The sequence below is a fragment of the Arthrobacter sp. KUASC02 genome (assembly GCF_059739395.1).
Genome location: NZ_AP046053.1, coordinates 2,652,450 through 2,678,824, shown reverse-complemented (window position 1 = coordinate 2,678,824; position 26,375 = coordinate 2,652,450). Strand labels below are relative to the sequence as shown.

26 protein-coding genes are annotated in these 26,375 nt (G+C 67.0%); 21 read left to right on the top strand and 5 right to left on the bottom strand.

The window, feature by feature from the left end; translation table 11 throughout:
- The first annotated feature begins 38 nt into the window (after positions 1-38).
- The 3 genes from AC6JAC_RS12390 to eda are packed head-to-tail and all read left to right on the top strand — an operon-like array spanning position 39 to position 3,101.
- Positions 39-968 carry a PfkB family carbohydrate kinase gene (locus AC6JAC_RS12390; RefSeq protein WP_051628695.1) on the top strand — a complete coding sequence of 310 codons (930 nt, stop codon included), beginning with the start codon at positions 39-41 and terminating at the stop codon, positions 966-968.
- Complete coding sequence (locus AC6JAC_RS12385; protein WP_028269411.1) at positions 956-2,425, top strand: mannitol dehydrogenase family protein; 1,470 nt, start codon at positions 956-958, stop codon at positions 2,423-2,425. Before AC6JAC_RS12390 ends, AC6JAC_RS12385 begins: the two co-directional genes overlap by 13 nt.
- A complete protein-coding gene (gene eda, locus AC6JAC_RS12380; RefSeq protein WP_051628675.1) occupies positions 2,418-3,101 on the top strand; it encodes a bifunctional 4-hydroxy-2-oxoglutarate aldolase/2-dehydro-3-deoxy-phosphogluconate aldolase in 684 nt (227 codons plus the stop codon). Before AC6JAC_RS12385 ends, eda begins: the two co-directional genes overlap by 8 nt.
- 19 nt (positions 3,102-3,120) lie before the next feature.
- On the opposite strand, the gene AC6JAC_RS12375 is transcribed toward eda, so the two are convergent.
- On the bottom strand, positions 3,121-3,399 hold the full coding sequence (locus tag AC6JAC_RS12375; RefSeq protein WP_028269410.1) for a YciI family protein: 279 nt from the start codon (positions 3,397-3,399) through the stop codon (positions 3,121-3,123).
- Positions 3,400-3,439: 40 nt separating this feature from the next.
- The gene (locus AC6JAC_RS12370; protein ID WP_028269409.1) at positions 3,440-4,231 is read right to left on the bottom strand and encodes an NAD(P)-dependent oxidoreductase; all 792 of its coding nucleotides are present in this window, start codon (positions 4,229-4,231) and stop codon (positions 3,440-3,442) included.
- 385 nt (positions 4,232-4,616) lie between these two features.
- On the opposite strand from AC6JAC_RS12370, the gene AC6JAC_RS12365 reads away from it, so the two are divergent.
- From AC6JAC_RS12365 to AC6JAC_RS12350, 4 genes are all read left to right on the top strand, one after another.
- Complete coding sequence (locus tag AC6JAC_RS12365; RefSeq protein ID WP_028269408.1) at positions 4,617-6,173, top strand: Re/Si-specific NAD(P)(+) transhydrogenase subunit alpha; 1,557 nt, start codon at positions 4,617-4,619, stop codon at positions 6,171-6,173.
- The gene (pntB, locus tag AC6JAC_RS12360) at positions 6,170-7,648 is read left to right on the top strand and encodes a Re/Si-specific NAD(P)(+) transhydrogenase subunit beta (protein WP_231510987.1); all 1,479 of its coding nucleotides are present in this window, start codon (positions 6,170-6,172) and stop codon (positions 7,646-7,648) included. The genes AC6JAC_RS12365 and pntB overlap by 4 nt, the downstream gene beginning before the upstream one ends.
- Before the next feature lie 56 nt (positions 7,649-7,704).
- Positions 7,705-7,941, top strand: coding sequence for a hypothetical protein (locus tag AC6JAC_RS12355; protein ID WP_347896440.1), 237 nt, complete (start codon positions 7,705-7,707; stop codon positions 7,939-7,941).
- Positions 7,942-8,166: 225 nt separating this feature from the next.
- On the top strand, positions 8,167-8,751 hold the full coding sequence (locus tag AC6JAC_RS12350) for an adenylate kinase (protein ID WP_197024885.1): 585 nt from the start codon (positions 8,167-8,169) through the stop codon (positions 8,749-8,751).
- An 81-nt stretch (positions 8,752-8,832) separates the two neighbouring features.
- Here AC6JAC_RS12350 and AC6JAC_RS12345 read toward each other — a convergent pair whose 3' ends face one another.
- A complete protein-coding gene (locus AC6JAC_RS12345) occupies positions 8,833-9,744 on the bottom strand; it encodes an SDR family oxidoreductase (protein ID WP_028269404.1) in 912 nt (303 codons plus the stop codon).
- Between the two features lie 204 nt (positions 9,745-9,948).
- Between AC6JAC_RS12345 and AC6JAC_RS12340 the strand changes: the two genes are divergently transcribed.
- From AC6JAC_RS12340 to AC6JAC_RS12300, 9 genes are all read left to right on the top strand, one after another.
- Positions 9,949-10,740, top strand: coding sequence for an IclR family transcriptional regulator (locus AC6JAC_RS12340; RefSeq protein ID WP_028269403.1), 792 nt, complete (start codon positions 9,949-9,951; stop codon positions 10,738-10,740).
- Between the two features lie 151 nt (positions 10,741-10,891).
- On the top strand, positions 10,892-12,169 hold the full coding sequence (locus tag AC6JAC_RS12335) for a cytochrome P450 (RefSeq protein ID WP_028269402.1): 1,278 nt from the start codon (positions 10,892-10,894) through the stop codon (positions 12,167-12,169).
- A 5-nt stretch (positions 12,170-12,174) separates the two neighbouring features.
- Entirely contained in the window at positions 12,175-13,254 is a 1,080-nt protein-coding gene (locus AC6JAC_RS12330; protein ID WP_028269401.1) for a PEP/pyruvate-binding domain-containing protein, read from the top strand.
- Between the two features lie 67 nt (positions 13,255-13,321).
- The gene (locus AC6JAC_RS12325; RefSeq protein WP_028269400.1) at positions 13,322-15,214 is read left to right on the top strand and encodes a PEP-utilizing enzyme; all 1,893 of its coding nucleotides are present in this window, start codon (positions 13,322-13,324) and stop codon (positions 15,212-15,214) included.
- The gene (locus AC6JAC_RS12320) at positions 15,207-15,986 is read left to right on the top strand and encodes an SDR family NAD(P)-dependent oxidoreductase (protein WP_347896447.1); all 780 of its coding nucleotides are present in this window, start codon (positions 15,207-15,209) and stop codon (positions 15,984-15,986) included. The genes AC6JAC_RS12325 and AC6JAC_RS12320 overlap by 8 nt, the downstream gene beginning before the upstream one ends.
- A 45-nt stretch (positions 15,987-16,031) precedes the next feature.
- Complete coding sequence (locus AC6JAC_RS12315; protein ID WP_028269398.1) at positions 16,032-16,352, top strand: 2Fe-2S iron-sulfur cluster-binding protein; 321 nt, start codon at positions 16,032-16,034, stop codon at positions 16,350-16,352.
- A 2-nt stretch (positions 16,353-16,354) separates the two neighbouring features.
- A complete protein-coding gene (locus tag AC6JAC_RS12310; protein ID WP_156037043.1) occupies positions 16,355-17,686 on the top strand; it encodes an NAD(P)/FAD-dependent oxidoreductase in 1,332 nt (443 codons plus the stop codon).
- Between the two features lie 41 nt (positions 17,687-17,727).
- Positions 17,728-18,492: an HD domain-containing protein gene (locus AC6JAC_RS12305; RefSeq protein ID WP_028269396.1), complete on the top strand. Its 765-nt coding sequence runs from the start codon at positions 17,728-17,730 to the stop codon at positions 18,490-18,492.
- Positions 18,489-20,015, top strand: coding sequence for an aldehyde dehydrogenase family protein (locus AC6JAC_RS12300; RefSeq protein WP_028269395.1), 1,527 nt, complete (start codon positions 18,489-18,491; stop codon positions 20,013-20,015). Before AC6JAC_RS12305 ends, AC6JAC_RS12300 begins: the two co-directional genes overlap by 4 nt.
- Here AC6JAC_RS12300 and AC6JAC_RS12295 read toward each other — a convergent pair.
- On the bottom strand, positions 20,012-20,992 hold the full coding sequence (locus AC6JAC_RS12295; RefSeq protein WP_497964858.1) for a zinc-binding alcohol dehydrogenase family protein: 981 nt from the start codon (positions 20,990-20,992) through the stop codon (positions 20,012-20,014). The genes AC6JAC_RS12300 and AC6JAC_RS12295 overlap by 4 nt on opposite strands.
- Entirely contained in the window at positions 20,989-21,489 is a 501-nt protein-coding gene (locus AC6JAC_RS12290) for a MarR family winged helix-turn-helix transcriptional regulator (protein ID WP_197024873.1), read from the bottom strand. Before AC6JAC_RS12290 ends, AC6JAC_RS12295 begins: the two co-directional genes overlap by 4 nt.
- 139 nt (positions 21,490-21,628) lie before the next feature.
- Between AC6JAC_RS12290 and AC6JAC_RS12285 the strand changes: the two genes are divergently transcribed.
- From AC6JAC_RS12285 to AC6JAC_RS12265, 5 genes are all read left to right on the top strand, one after another.
- Positions 21,629-22,804, top strand: a complete 1,176-nt coding sequence (locus tag AC6JAC_RS12285; RefSeq protein WP_231510986.1) for an acyltransferase family protein — start codon at positions 21,629-21,631, stop codon at positions 22,802-22,804.
- A 58-nt stretch (positions 22,805-22,862) separates the two neighbouring features.
- The gene (locus AC6JAC_RS12280) at positions 22,863-23,384 is read left to right on the top strand and encodes a hypothetical protein (protein ID WP_497964856.1); all 522 of its coding nucleotides are present in this window, start codon (positions 22,863-22,865) and stop codon (positions 23,382-23,384) included.
- A 2-nt stretch (positions 23,385-23,386) separates the two neighbouring features.
- Positions 23,387-25,546, top strand: coding sequence for a bifunctional polysaccharide deacetylase/glycosyltransferase family 2 protein (locus AC6JAC_RS12275; RefSeq protein WP_497964854.1), 2,160 nt, complete (start codon positions 23,387-23,389; stop codon positions 25,544-25,546).
- A 64-nt stretch (positions 25,547-25,610) separates the two neighbouring features.
- Positions 25,611-25,814, top strand: coding sequence for a hypothetical protein (locus tag AC6JAC_RS12270; protein WP_028269391.1), 204 nt, complete (start codon positions 25,611-25,613; stop codon positions 25,812-25,814).
- Positions 25,815-25,970: 156 nt separating this feature from the next.
- Positions 25,971-26,375, top strand: a complete 405-nt coding sequence (locus AC6JAC_RS12265) for a GNAT family N-acetyltransferase (protein WP_497966820.1) — start codon at positions 25,971-25,973, stop codon at positions 26,373-26,375.

Here is a 26,375-nt window from a genome sequence, read left to right as displayed (position 1 = left end):
CACGCGAAAGCGAAAACCAGCCCTTCGACGTCGTGGTGATGGGGGAGATCCTCGTTGAGGTGGCCACCGACGTGGCGTTCGGCCACGGCGTGCCGGCCCGGCTCGGCATTTCCGGCGACGCCTTAAACGTCGCCGCTGCAGCCGCCGCGGCGGGAGCGCGCACCGGGCTGCTGGCAGTGCTGACCGACGACGACCTCGGGCAGGCGATCGCCGCCCGCATCGCCGAACTCGGCATCTCCACCCGCCTGCTGATGTTCAGGACCGGACAGCAGGGCGTCTACCTGGTGCACTCCGATCCCGAAGGCCAGCGCGAGTTCTCCTATGCCCGCAACGGAAGTGTGGGCTCCAGCCTGGGACCCGACGACGTCGACCCGGCCGTGTTCGCGGCCGCCGGCGCCGTGGTGGCAGGCGGGATCGCATGTGCCATTTCCGAATCGTCCCGGTCGGCGGTCTTCAAAGCCGCCGATCTTGCCAGTCGCTTTGTGTTCGATCCCAACTTCCGCCCCCGGCTGACGTCCGCTGAAGACGCGACAGCGACACTTCTGCGGCTCGCGCCGCAGAGCCATCTGGTGACCCCGTCCTTTCCCGGCGAGACCACGGCCCTTCTAGGCTCCTCCACGCCGGCGCAGGCGGCTGCAAAACTCCTCGGCCTTGGCGCCACCAACGTGGCAGTGACCTGCGGCGCAGAGGGAATCCAGCTGGAAGGCGAAGGCCTGGACAGCACATGGATCGACTCGATCCCTGCCCCGGCGGTGGTGGACCAGACCGGCGCCGGCGACGCGTTCGTCGGCACCCTGACCGCCCGGATGGTGCTCGGCGATAGCCTGCCCGAAGCAGCCCGGTTGGGTGCTGCGGCGGCGTCGCTGGTGGTGGGCGGCAAAGGCGGAACCGGCTTCATTCCCACCCTTGACCAGACCCGTGCCCACGCGGCCGGCGCCGCAAAAGGAGAACTGACATCGCACGCCTAAGCAACGCCGCGCTGGCAGCCGCAGGCACCCGGAAAGTACTGCTCCCGCGCGAAGGCCTTCGTCCCGGCATCGTCCATCTGGGACTCGGGGCTTTTGCCCGCGCCCACACCGCGGTCTTCACCGAAGATGCCATGCTCGCCACCGGATCATCGGACTGGGGGATCGTTGGCGTGACCCAACGATCGGACACCGTCGCGAGGCAGTTGGCGCCGCAGGACGGCCTGTTTACGGTCGCTGAACGGGGAGGCGGCGCGGCCCCGCTCCGGGTGGTGTCCAGCATCGTGGAAGCCATCTCGGGCAAGGACCACCCCGAAACGGTGGTGGATCGGATTGCCGCACCCACCACCCACGTGGTGACCCTGACCGTGACCGAGAAGGGCTACCGGATAGATCCGCACAGCGGGTCCCTTAACACCGCCGACCCCCAAGTACAGGCCGACCTTGCCGGCCAGCCGCCGCAGACGGCCATCGGGCAGATCGCCCGCGGCATCCAGAAGCGCGCCCGCACCGGCGCAGGCCCGCTCACGGTTATGTCGTGCGACAACCTGCCGGGCAACGGCCAGTTGACAGGATCCCTCGTCCGCGCATTCGCCGCCGCCCTTCCGGACGCCGAATCCGGGCCGCTGCTCGCCTGGCTGGACGCCAACGTGTCCTTTCCGTCCACCATGGTGGACCGGATGGTGCCGGCCACCACCCACGGCGACCTTGACGCCGTCGAACATGAACTGGGCCTGCGGGACGAAGCCGCCGTGGTGGCCGAGCCTTTTATGCAGTGGGTCATCGAGGACAACTTTGCGGGCGTCCGGCCCGCCTGGGAGAAAGCCGGCGCACTCTTCAGCACCGACGTTGCGGCCTGGGAAGCAGCCAAACTGCGCCTGCTCAACGCCAGCCACTCCATGCTGGCCTACCTTGGACTCGCCACCGGGAAGGCGACCATCAGCGACGCCGTGGGGGAGGACGCGTTCCGAACAGCCTGCAGCCGCATGATGGCGGAGGACGCGCTGCCCACCATTGGGCTTCCGCCAGGGCTGGACGGTGAATTGTACTGCGCACAAGTCCTGGAGCGGTTCGCCAACCCGGCGCTAGGACACACCACGGCTAAGGTGGGCAGCGACGGTTCCCAGAAGATCGGGCTGCGGCTCCTGACTACGGTCCGTGCCACCCTCGACGCCGGACGCGAACCACGCTGGGCAGCACTGGCAGTCGCCGCCTGGATGCACCATGTGGCCTCCACCCCGGAGGCGGAGCTCAACGATCCGCTGGCGGCCGGGCTCCACGCTGCATTGCCGGTGATGCGCTCGGCGGAAACTGTGGTGCCCGCGTTGCTGGGCTTCAGCAGCATCTTCGACGGCGAACTCGCGGCCCATCCCGGATTCACCAACCTCCTCCTTCACTGGTACCGCATCATCGACACCCAGGGCCTGGGCGGCCTGAGAAATGAGATCAACCATGGCTGACGCCACCAGCGTCCTGCACGTTTCACCGGTCATTCCGGTGGTCACTATCGAGGACCCGCAACACGCTGTTCCGGTGGCCCGGGCACTGGCCGACGGCGGCGTCCGCATTATCGAACTCACCCTCCGAACCGAGAGCGCCCTGACGTCGCTGAAGCTCATTGCCGAGGAAGTGCCTGAGATCCTCGTGGGGGCTGGGACAGTGCTGACTCCGGGCCAGGCCGATGCCGCTGTCTCCGCCGGTGCGCAGTTCCTGGTGAGCCCGGGCGTTACCCCGTCCCTGCTGGACCATCTGCTGGCGCTGGGTGTGCCCGTCCTGCCGGGAGTTGCCACCGTAGGCGAGGTCATGGGCGTCCTGGAACGCGGCCTGACGGCCATGAAGTTCTTCCCCGCAGGACCGGCCGGCGGCCCCGACTATCTCGCGGCCATCGGGGCACCCATACCGCAGGTGCAGTTCTGCCCGACAGGTGGCGTCAGCCTTGGCTCCGCACCTAAATACCTTTCGTTGAAGAATGTCGCCTGCGTGGGTGGCAGCTGGCTTACGCCACGCGGGGCAATCGAGAAAGGGGACTGGCAGCAGATCACCACTCTCGCGCGGCAAGCTGCCGGACTGCGGGACGCTGGCGGCGCGCGGGACGCTGCCGGACTGCGGGACGCTGGCGGACCGGGCCAGAACTAGGCGGCAGCGGACCCAGCACCTACTCGAAACGCACGGCGTTCCAGTCGAGGATGCGTGGCTCCGCGAGACCCTCCGTGACGAACGGATCTTCGGCGATGAACCGCTCGGCATCCTCGCGGGAGCTGAAGATGCCCATGGACCCGGCGGCGGGATCCGTCGTTTGGAACGGGCCCAGCGCGATGAGTCCGCCGCCGGCTGCGCGGAAGGCCTCGTAAAAGGCCTTGTGGCGGGGGAACGTTTCCATCAAGCGCGAGCGGTCGGTCCCTGCACGCACGCTGTACATCACGACGAATTCCATGTGGGTGATCCTACTCCGGGCCACGGCCCGGACTTCGTGCCTACCGGACCGGGGTGTCGGCGCCCAGGGCAGTGCGTGCCTGGAGGATGGCCTGTTCCACATCCTCGTTCAGGTGCCCGGTGGGCAGCGAGCCGAGTTCGCCGCGGAGCAGTCCGACGTCCTTCAGGAGGAGGTCGTACTGGACGTCGATGAGGTTGTCGCTCATCCAGCTCTGGCCGGTGGAGACGCCGATGACTTCGAAGAGGTTCTTCGCCGGCACGCCGTGTTCGGCCGCGAGGTTAAGCATGCGTGCTGTGGCGGCCAGGTTGTAGGTGGCCAGGGTGTTGTTGAGGAGTTTGACCAGGGCGGGCTGGCCGTAGGATTCCATCCGGAAGACGCGGCCGGAGATCTCGGCCAGCAGCGCGTCTTCGGCGTCGGTGGGGGCGGGCCCGGCCAGGAAGATGGTCATCGAGCCCTGACGTGCCCCCTGGGGTCCCCCCGAGACCGGGGCCTCGAACGCGCGCCAGTTCTCCGGGGCGGACGAGAAGATTCCGCGGGCATCGGCGGGGGCCAGCGTGGTGTGGACAAAGACCGTCAACGGCTGCGCCGTCTGTACCTTGAGCGCCTCAAATACTGACGAGACCTGGTCCGCGAGCCGCACCGCGATGTGCACACTGTCCACTGAGGACCAGTGAACAGCTGCCATGTCGCTGCCGGCAGGCGACTTGTTCTCCGCCGACCATTCGCGGATGCGTTCCTGGTTGAAGTCGTAGCCATAAACCTCCTGTCCCAGTTCGGCCAGGTGGGCGCCGATGTTTCCGCCGATGGGTCCGAGTCCTATTACCAAATGCATGAACGTTCCTTAGGGGTGATGAGGGAAATGCGGGGATGGGCTAGTCGGTGGATTCAGGGGCCATGCCGCGCTCCGCCATGACCTCTTTGAGCTGGGTCAGGGCGTTGAGCACGCGCGGGAAGCCAATGTAGGGCCGCGATCTGCATCGGCGTCGGCCAAGGCCTCGCCGTCGTCATGGAAAACGTTTCGTAGCGGCATTAAGGCATACTGGGCATGAGTCTTAGGGACCGTCAGCTTTCGGTTGACGGGTCCCTGTCTGACAGGCGGATCGAGCTTTGCTTGACGAAGTTCCGTCTGGTAGGTCCCTGAAGAAATGAACCAATGTCGGTTCGCCCGGCCGCGGTACAGCGGTCCGGGCTTTTTGTATGGATGAGGGAGAGTGAACGTGACACGTATTGGCATTGTGGCCGAGTTGGGTCGCGAGACGAGGGTGGCGGCAACGCCTGCCACCGTCGGGCAGTTGTTGGGGTTGGGCTACGAGGTTGTGGTCGAGAAGGGTGCGGGGGAGTCCGCGTCATTCCGTGACGACGCCTACGAGGCGGCGGGTGCGCTGATTGTCGGCGCCGATGACGCGTGGGGCAGTGACGTGGTGTTGCGGATCAATCCGCCCACCGAGGAGGAGATCGGCCGGCTGGCCGACGGCGCCACGCTGATCGGTACGCTGAGCCCGGCGCTGCGTCCGGAACTGGTGGAGGCACTGGCCGCGCGGCCGATCACGGCGCTGGCGCTGGATGCCGTGCCGCGCATCTCGCGGGCGCAGTCGATGGACGTGCTGAGTTCGATGGCGAACATTGCCGGGTACCGCGCCGTGATTGAGGCAGCCCACGAATTCGGCCGGTTCTTCACCGGCCAGGTGACTGCGGCGGGCAAGGTTCCGCCGGCCAAGGTCCTGGTGGCCGGTGCCGGTGTCGCCGGGCTGGCCGCGATCGGTGCTGCGTCCAGCCTCGGTGCGATCGTCCGTGCGACCGACCCGCGGCCCGAGGTGGCCGACCAGGTGAAGTCCATCGGCGGAACCTACCTCAAGGTCGAGGTGGAAGAAGAGATGAAGTCCGCCGACGGCTATGCCAAGGCCACGTCCGAGGCGTATAACCGGCGCGCAGCCGAGATCTATTCCGAGCAGGCACGGGACGTGGACATCATCATCACCACGGCCCTGATCCCGGGGCGTCCGGCGCCGAAGCTGCTCACGGCCGAGGACGTGGCCGGCATGAAGTCCGGCAGCGTGATCGTTGACATGGCTGCCGGGCAGGGCGGGAACGTGGAAGGCTCGGTGGCCGGGGAGCGCGTGGTCACGGAGAACGGTGTGGTGATCCTTGGTTACACCGACCTCCCGGCCCGGTTGCCGGCGCAGGCGTCCCAGCTGTACGGGACGAACATGCTGAACCTGCTCAAGCTCCTGACGAAGGAGAAGGACGGCCAGCTGCGGATCGATTTCGACGACGTCGTGCAGCGTTCAGTGACCGTGGTGCGCGACGGGGAGAAGACCTGGCCGCCGCCGCCGGTCCAGGTCTCCGCCGCACCGACGGCGCAGACGCAGACTACAGCCGCGGAAGGCACTGCGCCGAAGAAGAAGGAAGGCCTCAGCGCCGCCGGCAAGGCCGGACTCTTTGCCGCGGGCATCGCCGCGTTGTTTGTGGTCAACACGGTGGCGCCGGCTCCGCTGCCGCAGCATTTCACGGTGCTGATGCTCTCGATCGTGGTGGGCTTCTACGTCATCGGGAAGGTGCACCATGCCCTTCACACCCCGCTGATGTCGGTCACCAACGCCATCTCCGGGATCATCGTGGTCGGTGCCCTGCTGCAGGTCACCTCCGAGAACCCCGTCATGCAGGTTCTCGCCGCCGTCGCGGTCCTGCTGGCCAGTATCAACATTTTCGGCGGGTTCGCTGTCACCCGGCGGATGCTCGCGATGTTCTCCCGCGGTGACAAGGCACGTTCATGAGCGCCGTACCCGAAACCGCAGCAGGAATCCTAACGAGGAGCTTTACCGTGTCCGACACCGTCTCCGGTCCGTTGACCGCCGACTCCATCGCGGGGGCGGCCTACATCGTCGCGGCCCTGCTGTTCATCCTCAGCCTTGCCGGGCTGAGCAAACATGAAAAGGCCCGGGCAGGGGTCATCTACGGCATTGCCGGGATGGTCATCGCCCTGGCGGCCACCGTCTGGCTGACCGTGCAGGGCGCCTGGGGCACGGGCCACGGCCTGACCGGGCTCATCCTGCTCCTGGCCGCGGTACTGGTCGGCGGCGCCATCGGACTCTGGCGCGCCCGTGTGGTGGAGATGACGGGCATGCCCGAACTCATCGCCCTGCTGCACAGCTTCGTTGGCCTCGCCGCGGTACTCGTCGGCTGGAACGGGCACCTCGAAGCCCCCGGGCTGTCCCCGGACCTGATGGCCGTCCACCATGCCGAGGTCTTCATCGGTGTCTTCATCGGCGCGGTGACCTTCACCGGCTCCATCGTGGCGTTCCTGAAACTCTCGGCCCGGATGAAATCCTCACCGCTGATGCTGCCGGGGAAGAACGCCATCAACCTCGGCGCCCTCGTCGCGTTCGTCGCCCTCACGGTCTGGTACGTCAACGACTCCCAGCTGTGGCTCCTGATCGTTGTCACCATCCTCGCCCTGGGGCTGGGCTGGCACCTGGTCGCCTCCATCGGCGGCGGGGACATGCCTGTGGTGGTGTCCATGCTCAACAGCTACTCCGGCTGGGCCGCGGCAGCCGCGGGCTTCCTGCTCAACAACGACCTGCTCATCATCACCGGCGCCCTGGTGGGCTCCTCCGGTGCCTACCTGTCCTACATCATGTGCAAGGCCATGAACCGGTCCTTCATCTCCGTGATCGCCGGCGGCTTCGGCATCGCCGCTCCCACCACGAATGGAGACACAGACCACGGCGAGCACCGCGAAATCACGGCCCAGGCCACCGCGGAAATGCTGGCCAACGCCTCGTCCGTCGTCATCACCCCCGGCTACGGCATGGCCGTCGCCCAGGCCCAGTACCCCGTCGCCGAACTCGCCCACCAGCTCCGCGAACGCGGCGTGAACGTCAGGTTCGGCATCCACCCGGTGGCCGGCCGCCTGCCCGGACACATGAACGTGCTCCTCGCCGAGGCAAAGGTCCCGTACGACATCGTCCTTGAAATGGACGAGATCAACGAGGACCTAGACGGGACCTCGGTGGTCCTGGTGATCGGGGCGAACGACACCGTCAACCCCGCCGCGGCCGAGGACCCGTCCAGCCCCATCGCGGGCATGCCCGTACTGCGGGTATGGGAAGCCGACAACGTCGTGGTGTTCAAGAGGTCGATGGCCGCAGGCTACGCCGGCGTCCAGAACCCCCTCTTCTACCGCGACAACTCGCAAATGCTCTTCGGCGACGCCAAAGCCCGCGTCGAAGACATCCTCCGCGCGTTCTAGCAGGGAACCGTTCCGGGATGGTCGTGCAATTGCCGCCGAAGTGGCAGACTGCGGCCATGACTATGGAGCAATGGTGGCCGCGGCTGAAGCCGTCGGCCAGGGAATGGCTTATTGCGAACAACGGTGACGCGGTTCCGGCGGAGATGGTCACGGAGATCACCAATGCCGGAGGCGACGTTGCCGGCGATGCATGGTGGGTTGGTCAGAACGGTCCGTCGGGGTTCTATTTCTCGGACGAGGCCGTCGACTGGATCGAGGCGGTCGCGAACGGCGAAACGCCCGAACCCCGCTGACAACGGGTCCGGGGTTCACCGTACGCGCGGCGCCTGGGCGCCGCCGCTCACTGCATCATCACTACCGGTAACAGCACAAAAGGGCAGAGTACGACGGCGGGGAGCCCCCGCCGTCGTACTCTGCAGTGAGGCGCCGATGCAGCCCGGCCGCAAGCGTCGGGTCAGGAGCATCGGGCCAGGACGAAGACGTCCATATAGCCAGCAAAGGAATACCGAATGACGAGAATGCTGATTATTGGTCCGCCCGGTTCCGGCAAGGGAACGCAGGCGGAACGGATTTCCGAACGCCTCGGCGTGGTGGCGATCTCAACCGGCGACATCTTCCGCGCCAACGTCAAGGGCGGCACGCCGCTCGGCGTTGAGGCCCGGAAATACATGGATAACGGAGACTTCGTGCCGGACAGCGTCACGAATGAAATGGTCCGGGACAGGCTCAGCCAGGACGATGCCACTGAAGGCTTCCTGCTGGACGGTTATCCCCGCACGGTGGCACAGGTGGAGTACCTCGACGGGATCCTCGCCGCTTCCAGCCAGGCCCTCAGCGTGGTTCTCCAGCTGACAGCGGACGACGAGGAACTGGTTACCCGCCTGCTGGGCCGGGCCAGGGAAACCGGCCGGAGCGACGACAACGAAGGCGTCATCCGCCACCGGCTGGACCTGTACCACCAGCAGACGGAGGCCGTGGTGGCCAAGTATGCGGAGCGCGGGATCCTCACCCGGGTGGACGGGATCGGCGGAATCGAGGAAGTCACGGACCGGGTCCTGGGCAGCATAGACGACGTGCTCAGCGTGCCCGTCCGCGGACTGTAGAACAGCAATGAAGGGATGACGACGGCGGTTCCTCCGCCGTCGTCATCCCGCCTTTTTGACCCTGCTAAGCCGGTTAGCCGCTCAGCCGCTCACTGCGTGCCCGAGGCCCTTGATAAGGCGGGTTATGGCGTCTTCGGCGGTAGGCACCGGGCCAAAGACTTCGCGTTGCCGGCCGGTGTCTGCAACGTAGCGGCCGGACTCGAACCAGGCGGCCATGGCTCCCATGTCCTTGATCATGGGGTTGACCGGCCCGAGCGCCGAACCAGCGGCCCGGATGAGCCTGCCGGGGATGGTTCGGACCCGGATGCGCCTGCCGAGGAGCCGGCCCGAAATGTCCGCAACGTCCTGCATGCTGACAGGCCGGTCCCAGCCGATATCGATGCGCTGCCCCTCCACTGCGGGCAGATCCGTGGCGGCGGCCAGGTAACCGGCCAGGTCGGATGAGAGTACGAAAGTCAACGGGACCCGGGCGGACCCGAGCCAGGTGAGGCGCCCTTTGCTGAACGGGTCCCCGCCAAACCGGGTGACCTGGTCCAGGAAGGCACCCGGCCGCAGCGCGACGAACGGGACGCCGAGTTGCTCGAGCCGGTCCTCGGCCAGCTTCTTATGCCAGAAGTGCGGAACTTCCGGTGTCTGGTCACAGGTGAGGATGCTTGTCAGCACGAACCGGCGCACGCGGGTCCGGCTGGCGGCTTCGGCGAGGTTGCTGTTCCCTATGGTGTCGATCTGCGGGGAGTCGCCTTTGCTGTGCCGTGTATAGCCGGCCGCCGAGGTGACCACGCTATCGGCACCGTCCATCGCGCGGACCAGGGAGTCAAGGTCCATCATGTCGCCCCGGGCGATGGTGGCACCGGCAGCTTCGAGGCGTGTGGCGTCGGAGCCCGGACGTACCAGGGCACGGACCTGCTTTCCCGCTGACAGCAGCTGCCACACCACCTGGCTTCCGAGCATGCCGGTGCCGCCAACCACAAGCACAGGTCCAACGCTTGTCATGGTCGCCTCCGGTGACGTGGGGTGAAGCGGGGTGAAGCGGAACGGGCGGACACCCTGGGTAAGGCAAATCTACTCAGGCCGGGGGAAGCCGCAAGTGGCGCTGCGAAAGGACGCCCCAGGGCTGCAGGCTAGACTCTGATCGGGCTGCCGGGAGGCGGCCCGCAGATTGCACAGCAGCGGGCACGTACCGGAGAAGGAGCCACGATGGCGGGAGGCAGCAGCGAACCCGGCAGAACCGTGACCTCGAAGGTCCTGTCCATCCTGGAAGCCTTCGAAAAATCCCGGGGTGCCCTCAGCCTGACCGACATCGGCCAAAAATCCGGCCTGCCCCTGAGCACCGCCCATCGGCTGGTCAACGAGCTCACGGACTGGGGACTCCTCTCCCGTGAGCCCAACGGCCGCTACCAGCTCGGCATCCGCCTCTGGGAGCTCGCCCAGAACACCGGGCGGCAGCTCCGGGACGCCGCCCGGCCCTACGTTCAGGACCTCTTCTCGCTCACCGGTGAAACCGCGCACCTGGCGGTCCGGGCCGGGCATGAGGTGCTGTACATCGACCGCGTCTACGGCTCCAAGCGGGTACCCCGCGCCGGCCGGGTCGGCGGCAGGCTGCCCATGCACGCGACCGCCGTCGGCAAGGTCATCCTCGCCTTCGAGGAGGACTGGGTCCGGGACGCCTACCTGAACCGGCAGCTGGAGCGGCATACCGCGCACACCCACGTGGATCCCAGGAAGCTGGCCGAGGAGCTGGCCCAAATCCATGAACAGGGCTACGCCACCACCCTGGAGGAAGTCCGGCTGGGCTCCTGCTCCATCGCCGTCCCGGTTTTCCATACCGGCAGGATCGGGGCATCGATCGGCCTTGTGCTGCCCACCACCCAGGCCGCCACGATGACCCGGCACCTGCCCGTCCTGCGGGGCATCGCCGCCCAGATTGAGCGGGCCACAGCCCGGATCCCGCTGGAGACGCTGCTGGGCAGCCATGACGGCACGGACTGAGCCGTCCCCGGCCTGCGAGGGCTGAAACAAACTGGTTTCCACTGAGTGGAAGCCGATGCTGTCGGCTGCTGGTGATCGGGGCCACACTGGTGAACAAGAACCCCCGGCAGGCACTGACGCCGCCGGCGGGACCGAAAACCAAGGAGCCCAGATGTCATCGTCGACTGAAACGGCCGGCCGCTGTCCCTATGGCCACGGCGCCGAAGCCCCCGCCGGGCACCACGGCTACGAGCCGTTCCAGATGCAGGATCCCTTCCCCGCCTATGCCGAACTCCGGGCCGAGCAGCCCGTCATGTTCGACGAGCGCGTGGGCCTCTATGTCGTCTCCCGCTATGACGACATCAAGGCCGTCTTCGAGGACTGGGAGACCTTCTCCAGCGAGAACGCCCAGGCCCCCGTCCGCGAACGGGGCGCCGCCGCGAAGAAGATCATGGACGACGGCGGCTTCACCGCCTACTCCGGCCTGTCCGCCCGCCGCCCGCCGGAACACACCCGCATCCGCGCCGTGGTCCAGAAGGCCTTCACGCCCCGCCGCTACAAGGCGCTGGAACCCTTCATCCGCCAGAACGTCGTCGAACTGCTCGAAAGGATGCTGGCCCGGCCGGAACGCCGGGGCGACATGGTCAAGGACCTCGCCTACGACGTCCCCACCATCACCATCCTCACCCTCATAGGCGCGGACGTGTCCCAGGTGGACACGTTCAAGCGCTGGAGCGATTCCCGCGCCGCGATGACCTGGGGCGACCTCTCTGACGAGGAACAGATCCCGCACGCCCACAACCTCGTGGAGTACTGGCAGGAATGCCAGCGCCTCGTTGCAGAAGCCAAGGAGAAGGGCGGCGACAACCTCACCGCGGACCTCGTCAAAGCGCAGCAGGACGGCGCCGACATCTCGGACCACGAGATCGCCTCCGTCCTCTACAGCCTGCTCTTTGCCGGCCACGAGACAACCACCACGCTGATCTCCAACGCCCTCCGCGAACTCCTGGCCCGCCCCGAGCAGTGGCAGCAGCTGGTGGCGGAGCCCAAGAAGATCCCCGCCGCCATCGACGAGGTCCTGCGCTACGCCGGGTCGATCGTCGGCTGGCGGCGCAAGGCCCTCAAGGACGCTGAAGTGGGCGGTGTTGCGATCGAAGAAGGCGCGCAGCTCCTGCTCCTGATGGGCTCCGCCAACCGCGACGAGAACAAGTTCACCGACGGCGAGAATTTCGACATCACCCGTCCCAACGCCCGCGAGCACCTCTCGTTCGGATTCGGAATCCACTACTGCCTGGGCAATATGCTCGCCAAGCTCCAGGCAAAAATCGCCCTTGAAGAGGTGGCCCGGCTCGCCCCGGAGCTGCGGCTGGAGGAACCGGAAGCCATCGCCTTCCGCGAGAACCTCTCCTTCCGTGTCCCCGAGACCGTCCCCGTCAGCTGGAAGGCCTGAAAACGATGCACAGCAACGAATACGTCCAGTTCTTCGACGGCGGCGTCGAACCGAAGCTTGAAAACCTCGGCGGCAAGGGTGCCTCCCTGGTCACGATGACTGCGGCCGGCATGCCCGTCCCGCCGGGCTTCGTGGTCACCACGGCGCAATTCGACGCCTTTATGGAGGAAGCCGGGATCACCCGGCATATCCATCAGCTGCTTGCCGGCCTGGACCCCGAAGACATGGGCCAGGTGGACAAGGTCTCCGCCGCCATCCGCGAGGACATCTGCTCCCGCCCGGTGCCGCAGGTCCTGCGTGAGCTCACCATCACCGCCTACGAGGCCCTGATGTCCCGCTTCGACGCGCCGGTCCCGGTGGCCGTCCGCTCCAGCGCCACTGCCGAGGACCTTCCGGATGCCTCCTTCGCCGGCCAGCAGGACACCTACCTCTGGCTCGACGGCGTCAAGGCCGTCACCGAGCACATCCGGCAATGCTGGGCCTCGCTGTTCACCTCCCGTGCCATCATTTACCGGCTCAAAAACAACATCCCCAACGAGGGCCTCTCGATGGCCGTGGTGGTGCAGAAGATGGTCAATGCCCGCGTCTCCGGCGTTGCGATCACCATGGACCCCACCAACGGCGACCGCTCCAAGATCACCATCGACTCCTCCTACGGGGTGGGTGAAATGGTGGTCTCCGGCCAGGTCACCCCGGACAACATCATGCTGGACAAGGTCACCCTGGCCGTCATCTCCGAACACCTCGGGGACAAGCACGCCGAACTGGTCCCGGACGCCGCGGCCGGCCGCCTGGTGGAGCGGGAAGTCGACGCCGAACGCCGTGGACGCCGCAGCCTCACCGACGCCGAACTCAGCGCCGTCGCGCAGATGGCCAAACGCGCTGAGAAGCACTACAAGTGCCCGCAGGACATCGAATGGGCCCTTGATACGGACCTGCCCGACGGCGAAAACCTGCTCCTGCTCCAGTCCCGGCCGGAAACCGTGCACTCCTCCAAGCCGGCCACGCACACCGCCCCGCAGCCGGTCGTCTCCGGCGGCTACTTCAGCGGATTCAGTGCAGGCACGCTCAAGCCGTCCGTCTAAGCGCCAGAACACCCACCAGGCTCCACCCCACCCAGGCTCACCGTCGAGCCCTCTTGAAAGGACCGCCATGTCCCTGAAGTCCTTCCCCAAGCCGTCCGAGCTCCCGGTCCCCGCCGGCGCAGAGGGCTGGGAAAAGATCTACCCCTACTATCTGGTCTTCCAGGACAAGCTCAAGGAGCAGGAGGACGCCAAGTTCTGGTTCTGCGACAGCCAGCACTGGCCCACCGTGTACAAGCCCTTCGAAACCATCGGCGGCGAATTCGCGGTGAAGTGCCTGGGCCAGTACAACGCCCGGCACCTGATGATCCCCAACGCCAACGGCATAGAATTCCGCGTCCACCTGGGCTACCTCTACATGTCGCCGATCCCGGTCCCCGAGGACCAGATCGCCGCCCGCGTGCCCCTGTTCGAACAGCGCGTGGGCCACTACTTCCAGAACTGGGACCAGCTGCTTAAGCAGTGGCACGTGAAGGTCAAGGGCACCATCGACGAAATGGAAACCATCTCCTTCCCCAAGCTCCCGGACATGGTCCCGATGGAGGACATCCTTTCCGGCAAGGGAAAGGACGGGTCCGAAAAGCTGCTCGAAAGCTATGACCGCCTCATCCAGCTCGCGTACCAGAACTGGCAGTACCACTTCGAGTTCCTGAACCTGGGCTACATCGCTTACCTGGATTTCTTCAACTTCTGCAAGCAGGTCTTCCCCAACATCCCGGACCAGTCCATCGCCACCATGGTGCAGGGCGTGGACATGGAACTCTTCCGGCCGGACGACGAGCTCAAGCAGCTCGCCAAGCTCGCCGTCGAACTGCAGCTGCAGGGACACTTCGGCAACACGGACGACGTCGATGCCACCTTGGGTGCCATCGCCGCCGCACCGGGCGGGGAGCGCTGGATGGCGCAGTATGAAGGTGCCAAGGACCCGTGGTTCAACTTCACCGTGGGCAACGGGTTCTACGGCCACGACAAGTACTGGAACGAGCACCAGGAAATCCCGCTCGGCTACATCGCGGACTACATCCGCCGCGTGGACGAAGGCCAGGAAATCATGCGCCCGGTGGAAGCCCTGATTGCCGAGCGCGACCGCATCATCGAGGAATACCGTGAGCTCCTCGAAGGTGAAAACCAGGCCCTGTTCGATGCCAAGCGCGGCCTCGCTGCCACCGCCTACCCGTACGTGGAGAACCACAACTTCTACATCGAGCACTGGACCATGGGCGTTTTCTGGCGCAAGATCCGCGAGCTCTCCCGCATGATGCACGCGGAGGGCTTCTGGACCCGGCCCGACGACCTGCTGTACCTGGGCCGCAACGAGGTCCGGGACGCACTCTTTGACCTGGTCACCGGCTGGGGCGTTGGGGCCAAGCCCATCGGCCCGGACTTCTGGCCGGAGGAAATCGAACGCCGCCGCGGCATCGTGGACGCGCTCAAGACCGCGCGGCCGGCCCCCGCGCTGAACACGCCGCCGGAGTCCATCACCGAGCCCTTCACCCGGATGCTCTGGGGCATCACCACCGAGCAGGTCCAGCAGTGGCTGGGCGCCGGCGAAGCGGTGGAAGGCGGCGGCCTCCGCGGCATGGCGGCCTCGCCCGGAGTCGTGGAGGGCCTGGCCCGCGTGGTCACCGACGCCGACCAGCTTTCCGAGGTGCAGCAGGGCGAAATCCTTGTCGCCACCGTGACGGCCCCATCGTGGGGCCCGATCTTCGGCAAGATCAAGGCCACCGTCACGGACATCGGCGGCATGATGAGCCACGCTGCCATCGTCTGCCGCGAGTACGGCCTTCCGGCCGTCACCGGCACCGGGTCGGCGTCCACCACCATCAAGACCGGCCAGCGGCTCCGCGTTGACGGCACCAAGGGCACCGTCCAGATCCTCGACGCGCTGGTTCCCGAGGCCGGAGAACCCGAACTCCTGGCCGCCGGTCCCGGGGCGCACTCCCACAGCCACAGCCATGTCTGACGTGTCCATGCCCGACGTCCCCATGCCCGAAGCAGGGAAGACCGTCCTCATCACCGGTGCCGCGGGCGGGCTGGGCCGGGCGTTCGCGCTCGGTTTCGCCGGCCGCGGCTACCGGGTGGCGGTGGCCGACATCAACCTCGAAGGCGCCGAGCAGACGGCGAAACTGGTCCGCGAAGCCGGCGGCGAAGCAGCCGCCTTCCCGGCCGATGTCACCAGCGTGGAGTCCACCGAGGACCTCGCGAAAAGCTGCGCCGACTTCGGCAACGGAAGCATCGACGTCGTTCTTAACAACGCGGCGGTGTACGCGGGGGTGACCCGGAGCCCGTTCGAGGACATCGACCCGGCCGAATGGGACCTGGTGATGAACGTGAACCTCAAAGGCCCCTGGCTGGTGACCCGCGCCGCGAGCCCCTACCTGCCCGAGGGCGGGCGCGTCATCAACCTCTCCAGCGCCACGATCTTCAGCGGCTCGGAACAGTGGCTGCACTATGTCGCATCCAAAGGCGGCGTGGTGGCCCTGACCCGGGTCATGGCCAAGGAACTGGGCCGGCGGGGGATCACGGTCAACGCGATCGCCCCCGGCTTCACGCTCACCGAGGCCAGCTACGGGCTGATGGAGAACGCCGAGAACTACGGTGTGGACCGCGGAGCGATCAAGCGGGCCAGCCAGCCGGAGGACATCGTGGGCGCGGCGCTCTTCCTGGCCGGGCCGGACAGTTCCTATTACACCGGGCAGACCATGGTGGTCGACGGCGGCCGCCAGTTCATCTGACCCTCACCTTTAGCCAACATTCCGCTTTCAACCCAAGGAGAACCAATGCCAACGGTTCATTTCACCGACGCCGAGGGCGAAGTCCGCGACGTCCAGGGCAATCCCGGCGACTCCGTCATGGAAACCGCCGTGCGCAACGGCGTCCCCGGCATCGTGGCCGAATGCGGCGGATCGCTGTCCTGCGCCACCTGCCACGTCTTTGTCCGCGAGGACTGCCTGTCCAAGCTTCCCCCGATGGAGGACATGGAGGACGAGATGCTCTACGGCACCGCCGTGGACCGCGAGGACAACTCGCGGCTGTCCTGCCAGCTCCGGCTGACGGACGAGCTCGACCTGTTTGTCACCACCCCGGAAACCCAGGTGTAGCGATGGGCACGCACACTGCCGAGCAGCCGGCACCCGTCGCGGCCGGCACCGGAACCACCGCAGTTCCCACGCGCACGGGCCTGCTGATCATCGGCGCAAGCCAGTCCGGTGTCCAGCTCGCAGTCTCCCTCCGCGCGCTCGGTTTTGACGAGCACATCACCCTGCTCGGCGACGAGGACCACCGCCCCTACCAGCGCCCCGCCCTCTCGAAGGAGTTCCTGCAGGGGACGGTGGAGAGCGAATCCCTGATCTTCCGTTCGAACGAGTACTGGGCCGAACACAACGTTGACCTGGTCAAGGGCGAATACATCGTCAGGATCGACAGGGACGCCGACGGGTCAGGGGTCGCGCACGCTTCCTCGGGCAGGCAGTTCCCCTTCAAAAGGCTGGCCCTCACCGTGGGTGCCCGCGCCCGGAAGCTGGAGATTGACGGCGGCGACCTCGACGGCGTGCTGTACCTTCGCAACGCGGACGACGCCCTGGCGCTCAAGGCCCGGGTGGGGGACGCGAAAGACGTCGTGGTGATCGGCGGCGGGTTCATCGGGCTCGAAGCCGCATCCAGCCTGCAGAAAATGGGGAAGAACGTCACCGTGCTGGAATTCGGTCCGCGGCTGGTGGGCCGCGCTGTCGGCGAGGAAACCGCCGAGTACTTCCTGCAGGCCCACCGCGCCCGCGGCCTCGACATCCGGCTGAACACGAGTGCCGCGCGCTTCAGGGCGGCCTCCGCCGAAGGTGACAAACAGACGTCAGTCGCCGGCGTCGAACTCCAGGACGGCACGGTGCTGCCCGCCCAGATCGTCCTGGTGGGCATCGGGGTCATCCCCAACACCCAGCTGGCCGAACAACTGGAGCTGACTGTGGACAACGGGATTGTCGTGGACCGGTTTGCGCTGGCTTCGGACGGCACCACGGTGGCGATCGGCGACTGCGCCAACATGCCCAACCCGGTGCCCGGCTCGGAACCCGGCGAACGGATCCGGCTCGAAAGCGTCAACAATGCGATCGAGCACGCCAAAGTTGCTGCGTACTCGCTCACCGGGCGGCGCGAGGAATACGCCGGCATTCCGTGGTTCTGGTCCAACCAGGCCGACCTCAAACTCCAGATCGCCGGGCTTTGCAACGGGTACGACCGCACGGTTCTGCGGCGCGACGAGGAACGCGGAAAATTCAGCGTCCTCTACTACCGGCAGGGCCAGGTCATCGCTGCGGACTGCGTCAACGCCCCGCTGGACTTCATGGCCGTCAAGAACGCCCTCGCCAAAGGCCGGAACATCCCCGCCGACGCCGCCGCGGACCCGGCAACACTCCTCAAGACGATCACCACGGACAGCTAACTCCACCCAGACCGTAAGCCGGCCCCTCCCGAAGGAGCATTATGACCACCCCCAAGACCCCGGTTGCCGAGGCCGGTACTGAAGCCGTCACCGACGTCGGCACCAATCCCGCGGCCAAAAACCAAACGGCAGAGGACTTCGCAGCCGCGTACCCGGTCCGCCCAGTTCCGGCACCGGGACCGGTGGACACCGCCCCGATCGCCACCACCCCGGCGGCGCTGGATGAACTCGACTCGCTCTGGCGGGCCGTGGTGCACGAGACCCGCACCCGCGGCAACGACATCCACCTGCCGATCTCCCTCGCTTTCGCCGAGCGGCTCTGCCGTGCCTACCCCGAGGCCGACGCCGAGCTGGTCCGGGTGGCCACGCTGCTGCACGACACCGGCTGGGCCCACGTGGACGAGTCCCGCATCATCTCCGAAGGCTTCGCGGGGGACTGGCGCAAGGCCACCATCCGCTACGAACACGAGAAGCAGGGCTGCGACGTGGCCCGCCGCGTGCTCCCGGGCCTGGGTTACGGACCGGACTTCATCGAGCGCGTCTGCGCGATCATCGACGGCCACGACACCCGCCCGGTGGCCCATTCCCTGGAAGATGCGCTGATGCGCGACGCCGACCGGCTATGGCGCTTCGACCAGGCCGGAATTGCCCTGGCCTCCACCTGGTTCAAGATGGACCCGGCCACCTACACAGACCGGCTGGCCGCGGAAATCGTGCCGGAACTCATCACGCAGGCCGCCCACGACATGGCCGCCGCCGACCTGAACCGGTCCACCGCCCTGCTCAAGACGGCGGTCATCCGATGACCGCTGCAACGCAGGACGTCCCCGCCCTGGCCGCCCGTGCCGCGCTGAACCTGCCGTACACGCATGTGGACGATATCTTCATCGACGGCGCCTGGACCCCGGCACGCGGCACCGGCCGCAACCCGGTCATCGATCCGGCCACGGGCGAAGTCTGGGGATCCGTCCCGGACGGAACCCCCGAAGACCTGGACGCCGCCGTCGGATCCGCCCGCCGGGCTTTCGACGACGGCGAATGGCCGCGGCTGACGCCCTCCGAGCGGGCGGCGTACCTGCTGCGCATCGCCGAGGAAGTGGAGAAGCGCGCCGAAGAACTCTCGCTGACGAACACCCGCGAGAACGGATCGCCGGTCTCCGAATCCGCCGGGGCCGCCGCCAACGCCGCAGGCATCTTCCGCTACTTCGCCTCCCTCGCCGGTTACCTGGAACGCGAGGACGTCCGGGCCTTCCCCAAAGGCGGCGGCGAATCCGTGGTCCGGCGCGAACCGATCGGCGTGTGCGCACTGATCGCGCCCTGGAACTTCCCGATCAACCTCGTGGTGATCAAGCTGGCGCCGGCGTTGCTGGCCGGGTGCACGGTGGTCATCAAACCGGCGTCGCCCACACCCCTGTCCCTCCGCGTGATCATTGACGCCGTTGCCGCCGCCGGAGTTCCGGCCGGCGTCGTCAACCTGGTCACCGGCTCCGGCCGGCTGGGCGACGCGCTGGTGAAGCACCCGGCCGTGGACAAGGTGGCGTTCACGGGTTCCACTCCGGTGGGCCGGAAAATCGCCGCGGCCTGCGGCGAGCTGCTCCGCCCCGTGACCCTCGAACTCGGCGGCAAATCCAGCGCGATCGTGCTGCCGGACGCGGACCTGGACGCGATGTCCGAGGTTCTGATCCGCTCCTCCATGCGCAACACCGGGCAGACCTGCTACATCTCCACCCGGATCCTGGCGCCGGCCAGCCGCTACGAGGAAGTCGTGGACATGGTCACCCGGACCATCGCGGCGGGCAAGCAGGGCGACCCGCTGGACCCGGACACCGTCTTCGGACCCTGCGCCACGGAGTCCCAGTACAAGACCGTGCTGGAGTATGTGGAATCGGGGCTTGCGGAAGGTGCCCGCGCCACTACCGGCGGGCGTGCCGCAGCGCTGGGCGGCGGGCTCGAGGGCGGGTACTTCGTGGAACCCACCGTGTTCGCCGACGTCACTGCGGACATGCGCATCTCCCGCGAGGAAATCTTCGGCCCGGTCCTCTGCATTTTGAAGTACGACGACGCCGGCGGCAGCGTTGAGGAGGCCGTCGCACTGGCGAACAACACGGAGTTCGGCCTGGGCGGCCTGGTCTTCGGCAGCGACCCTGAGGCGTCCCTGGCCGTGGCGGACCGGATGGACACCGGCTCGGTGGGCATCAACTTCTTCGCCTCCAACCATGCGGCACCCTTCGGCGGCCGGCACGACTCCGGACTGGGCACGGAATACGGGATCGAGGGACTCAACGCGTACCTGAGCTACAAGTCGATCCACCGGCGCGCCAAGCCCTAGGTGGTGACGACGAGTTTTCCGCTGACCCGGTTTTCCTCCATGTCCGTGTGCGCCTGGACGATGTCATCCAGCGTGTACACCTTGCCAATGGGCGCCACCGCCGTGCCGTCGCTGACCGCATCCAGGAATTCCTGGAGCACTGCGGGCGGCAGGTCCGCGGCCCCGCCCGTGTAGGCGGTCAGCCGGACGCCCCGCGGGATGTAGTCGATGGGATAGAAATCGGGAACGATCCACTGGTTGGAAAGCATCCCCGTGAAGCAGACGACGCCGTGCATCCGGGTTGCCTGCAGCGTGTCAGGAAGCGTCGGGGTGCCCACGAGCTCCAGGGCGGCATCCACGCCGTCGGGGAAGAACCGGCGCACCGCGGCGGCCAGGCCGCCGTCGTCGATGAGCACATGGTCGACGCCGATCGCAGCGAGTGCCTGGCGCTTGGACTCGTCGCGGGTGGACGCCAAGACGGTGAGTCCGCGGCGCTTGGCGAGTATTGCTGCCGCCATGCCGACCGATGAGGTCCCGCCGCGGATGAGCAGGCTTTGGCCGGGCTTGGTGTCGAGCCCGACGGTGAGGGAGCCGTGGGCGGTCTGCAGCATCTCCGGGATGGCGCCGATCGTTGACCAGGGCAGTCCTGACTCGAAGGCAATGACCTGGCCGGCGGGCACACAGGTGTACCCGGCGTAGCCGCCGTCGAACACGCGGCCCATCCCGCCCATGAGGGTCACCACCTTCTGCCCCGTGCGGAATTCCCCGCCCGGGGCGTCCGCCACTTCTCCGACGGCTTCGATCCCCGGCACACGCGGAAAGGTGACCCCTTCGGCCAGGCCCAGGCGGGTATGCAGTTCCGAGCGGTTCAACCCGAAGGCACGGACCCGGATGAGGACCTGGCCGGGCATCGGCACGGGGATGGGTCGTTCCCGGATGTCCAGGGCCTCGGCGGGCCCCGGACCGTCCAAAACAACCGCCCGCATGGTGCCGCTCATTCTCCGGCCGCCTTCGGGGCGGGTGCCGGCCGCTGTGCGGTGCGCACACGTGTCAGGAGGTCCAGCAGCGTGCCGGCGTCCCTGGTGGTCAGGGCCGGAGTGAACCAGTTGGCAAGTTCGGCCTCCACCACTTTGCGGCCCCGCTCAAGAACTTCGGCCCCGGCCGGGGTGAGTACAAGGAGCGACGAACGGCGGTCGCCGGGGTTCATGCTGCGCGAGCAGTATCCCGCAGCTTCCACCCGGTCGATGAGCTTGCTGGCGCCGCCCACAGTGATTGCCAGCGCCGATCCTATGTCGAAGACCCGGCAGGTTCCCAAGGAGGCGATGACCGCCATGGCCTCGTACCGGCCGAGGGGCAGGCCGCACTCCGAGCGCAGGCGGACGTCAACGGCGTCCCACAGCTCGGTTTCAAGCCGCGTTAATGCGCTGAACAGGGGATAGAGGCCGGCGGGGTGGTCCCTGGTTTCCATGGCTACACCGTAGCAAGTAGTTTCCATGGAAGCTACTTCCTTGGATTGCATATGGCTGCAATCAGGTTTCGTCCAGCCGGACCGGGGATAATGGGATGACGTGCGGCGCCCGGAATCAGGTCCGGCGGCCGGAAAAATCCAACAAAACCGAAACCGCGGAGGTCATTTGGCGTTGCTAGCTGAAGAAACGGTAGGGACGGCCGCGGAGCCGGCTGCCGGGCATGCCAGTAGGCATTCCGGTGGTCAGGCCGGCGGTCAAAGCACGCTGCGCCAGAGGCTGGACGGGCTGGATGTCCTTCGCGGAGCCGCCGTCGGGGCCGTTCTCCTTGGACACTCCTGGCCCGGGCTTTTCCAGGGCGCCGGCATTGTCGGTGTCATCGTCTTCTTCGTGCTGAGCGGCTACCTGATCACGGGCGTGCTGCTGCGGGATATCGAACGGCACCGGAAAGTCCGCTACGGCCGTTTCTATGCGCACCGGGCCTTCCGGCTGTTGCCCGCACTCATTTCCTTCCTTGGCGTCTACGCCATCGTGGAACTGACGGCCGACGTCCTGGGGGACCGTTCCAAGGGAATCATCGGCTACACCCTCCTTGCCGGTTTCGGCTATCTCAAAGACCTGCCGCTTCCGTTCGATGTCAGCATGGCCATCGGACCGCTCTGGACGCTAGCGGTGGAGGAACAGTTCTATCTGGTCTGGCCGGCGCTGCTGGTGCTCGCCCTGCGGAAGAACCGTCAATGGCGGCTGATCCGCTGGTCTGCCGCCGTCGTCATCTCGCTGATGACAGCCAGTGTGCTGGGGATGCTGATCCTGGCCCCGCACCTGCACTCCCTGGTCTACGCACTTCCCACGACGTGGGGCCTCGGGCTGATCGTCGGTTCGGCGCTGCGCCTCTACCGGGTCCGGGTGTTCCGCTGGTTCTCCGGCCCCCGGCTGAGGCAAGCGGGCCTCTTCGGGTCGATCGTCGTTCTTGCAGCATTGGTGTTCTTCCCCAAGGCCAACGAATCTCCGGCCTTCTTCTTCGTGGGAGGCCCGCTGGCCATGGTTGCCGCGGCTGTCCTCGTGGTGCTGGCCGCTTCCCGTTGGCAGGTGATGCCTTCCTGGACGCGACCCCTGCAGCTTCTGGGCACCATTTCCTACGCCGCGTACCTCTGGAACTATGTGGTCATTCTCTGGCTCAACGGCGGATCCACAGCCGACCTGCCGCCGTTCGTGTCCGTGGCGGCCATCCTGCTGACCCTGCTGGTGGCGGTCATCAGCTGGCATACGGTCGAAAAGCTGGGACGCATCGGGCGGGATCGCTTCGACGCGTTTTATGAGGCCAGGGCCGGCTCCCGGCCTTGATGGGCCTTGGGTCACACTTTTGGGATGCGGATCGCGGATCCTCTAAGGTTGATGCCCGATGCTAGCTTTTGATGAAACGTCCGATCAGCCAGGGTCCGCGCAGCCGCGCGGGCCGGTCTTTGTCGATCAGTCAGGGCGGCGCCTGCGGCTGGTGAAGCTTCTGGGCCTCGGGTCCCTCGGGCTCGTGGCGGCGTACGTCGTCCTCCTTTTGGTGGCGTTCATCGGCGGGTCCAATGTCGCCGCGCCCTACCTGCCGCTGCCTCCCGCCGCAGCTCCCGCGGCCCATGACCTTCCGTCTTCGCCTCCGGCACCGGCGTCCAGCGAGGCCGCGCCCCCGGCCCCGCAGGCTGTGCCGGCCGGGCCCGCGGCACAGACCGCATTCCAGGCGCCCGCAACCGGGCCAACGGCCGTTCCGGTGACGCCAGCGGCTGGTGGAACGGACACTGGTACTGCAGTCCGCAAGGCGCCTCCGTCGGAGGCCGTGACAGAACCCGCACCCGGAACGGAGCCGGCGGCGCCAGGCAAGAGCGGGACGGCGCCGGGCCAGGCCACGCGTCCGTCGGCGCCGCCGCAGCCGTAAGGGTGAGCCGCCCCGTCAAGTCCGGTCCCGTCAGTGTCAGGGCTCACTGGTTCGTCCTTATCGCTGTCCTCTTTGCCCTGGGCGTTGCCCTCGCGGTGCAGGGATACATGCACCACCTCGCCGGGATCGGCGATGACTCCGTGCCGTCGAGCACCTCGGCGGGTAGCGTGCCGGATGCCGTCTCCGGTGGCGGCCCGGTGGTCGACTCCCGCGGCGGGGCGGTCCGCACCGTGACTCCGCCGGACCATACGCTCGCGCTGACGTTCGACGACGGACCGGACCCCGCCTGGACACCGCAGATCCTCGACGTCCTGCGGAAACACCACGTTCGTGCGACGTTCTTTGTGGTTGGTTCGGCGGCGATCGACAACCCCGACCTCATGCGCCGCATCATTGCCGACGGTCACGAAATTGGTGTTCACACGCTCACCCACACAGACCTGGGCACGGCTCCGTCGTGGCGGCGCGACCTCGAAGTCCAGGGCGCCCAGGAAGCCATCGCCGGAATCACCGGCCACGCGACCTCGTTGTTGCGTCCGCCGTACAGCTCCGGGAACGATGCGATCAACGACAGCACCTGGTCGGCCATGCGCACGTCGGCGGACGAGGGCTACATCACGGTGCTGAGCACCGTCGACAGCGAGGATTGGCGGCGGCCGGGGGCCACGGCTATCGAGCAAAATCTCGCCCTGTCCGGCCCGCAGGGGCAGGTGCTCCTGATGCACGACGGCGGTGGTGACAGGGAACAGACCGTTGCCGCGCTCGATTCCGCGTTGTCGCGTTTCGCCGGGCAGGGCTATCGCGTCACAAGCGTTGGTGACGCGATCGGTATTGACAGCATGCGGGAGGCGTCCGCCCCGGAACAGATGACCGGAACGGCGTTCGTGCGGGGCATCCAGTTGAGCGACTTTGTCGTCACCGCCATATCGTGGGGGCTCGTTGCGGCAGGCCTCGTGACGCTGGTCCGGGCATTCCTTGTGGTCGGGTTCGCGGCCCGCCACAGCAGGGCTGCACGGCGCCTGCAGACACTCAGCCGGGGCCGGCGGCGGATGGACGTGCCGGTCAGGCCGGAGATCACGGAACCCGTGAGTGTGATTGTCCCCGCTTACAACGAGGCCGTCGGGATTGAAGCCGCGGTCCGGTCCATCGTCGCTTCCACCCATCCCGTTGAGATCATCGTGGTGGACGACGGCTCAACCGACGGGACCGCAGGCATCGTGGAAGCCCTTGGCCTGCCGGGCGTCACCGTCATCCGGAAGGAGAACGGGGGCAAGCCGTCCGCCCTCAACGCCGGGCTTGACGCTGCCAGCCACGACCTTGTGGTGATGGTTGACGGAGACACCGTCTTCGAGCCGGACACGGTTCGTGCCCTCATCCAGCCTTTCGCTGACCCGCGCGTGGGGGCCATTTCGGGTAACACCAAGGTGGCCAACCGCGGCGGCATCCTCGGCGCGTGGCAGCACATCGAGTACGTCGTCGGCTTCAATCTGGACCGCCGGCTGTTCGACGTCGCCGAGTGCATGCCAACCGTACCCGGGGCCATTGGTGCCTTCCGCAGGGACGCCCTCCTGCGGGTCGGCGGAGTCAGCGACGACACGCTCGCCGAAGACACGGATCTCACCATGTCACTGTGCCGTGACGGCTGGCGCGTCGTCTACCAGGACGACGCGCGGGCCTGGACCGAGGCCCCTGCCACCCTCGGCGCCCTGTGGCGCCAGCGGTACCGCTGGTGCTACGGCACATTACAGGCAATGTGGAAGCACCGCGGCGCGGTGGTGCAGCGGGGAGCGGCCGGCAAACTCGGCCGGCGCGGGCTCGGCTACCTGCTCGTTCTCCAGGTGCTGCTTCCCCTGTTCGCCCCTGTGGTCGATGTCTTTGCTGTCTACGGACTGATCTTCCTCGATCCGCTCCGGATCGCGGCACTCTGGCTCGTCTTCCTGGTGGTTCAGATGCTCATGGCCACGTATGCGTTCCGGCTGGACAAGGAACGGCTCGGGCCGCTGTGGACGCTACCACTCCAGCAGTTCGTCTACCGGCAGTTGATGTATCTGGTGGTAATCCAGTCCGTGGTCACCGCGCTGGCGGGCGTGCACCTGGGCTGGCACCGGATGGAGCGGTACGGCAGCCTGCGCGTCCCTCCCGCCGCTGAGGGTCAGGCGTAGCCGGAACCGTCCGTGGAGGCTGGCACAGGGAGTAGGGTGTGCCTTAGTCGACGAAGGAGTCAGCGTGAGCTACAAATACCGAACCGTCCGCGTTCGCGGCACCGAACTGGTGGGAACCATTGCCCGGAAGCATGGCGGTGCGCCCGAAATTTTCGAAACATCCAAGGACGCGAGCACGTCAGTGGTTCCGGTGTTCTTCGAGGCAACGGGCGAGATCAGGTTTTTCGACAGGACCGTGCTGGAAGACGTCGCCGCGCCCGCCCACTAGACCCCGTGGCCGCCGGCACATAAGCCGGGGTGGACGCATGCCAGGGTGGACGCAGGCCGATGCGCCGAGCATGATGAAGCCGTGACTCCTGACGATCCTGCCCGCAGTGAGCCGCCCCGCCGGGCGACTCCCGCCGACGCCGCAACCGTTGCCCGGATGCTCCATGATTTCAACACCGAGTTCGAAACACCCAGCCCGGGCATCGGCAAATTGACGTCGCGGGTGGCGGAGTTGCTGGCGGGGGAGGACATCGTGGTGCTGCTCGTCGGCGAACCGGCAGGCGGACTTGCGGTGCTGAGCTTCCGCTCCAACGTCTGGTACCCGGGGCCGGTCGCGATCCTCGACGAACTGTACGTGCGGCCCGGCCTGCGGGGCCGTCGACTGGGCAGCGCACTGCTCGCTGCCTCCTGCGAACTGGTGCGCGGCCGCGGCGGCGCATTGCTCGAAATCAACGTCGACGGCGAGGACACGGACGCGCGCCGGTTCTACGAGTCCCGCGGGTTCACCAACACCGAACCCGACGGCACGGAGCCGATGCTTTATTACTACCGGGAGCTCTGA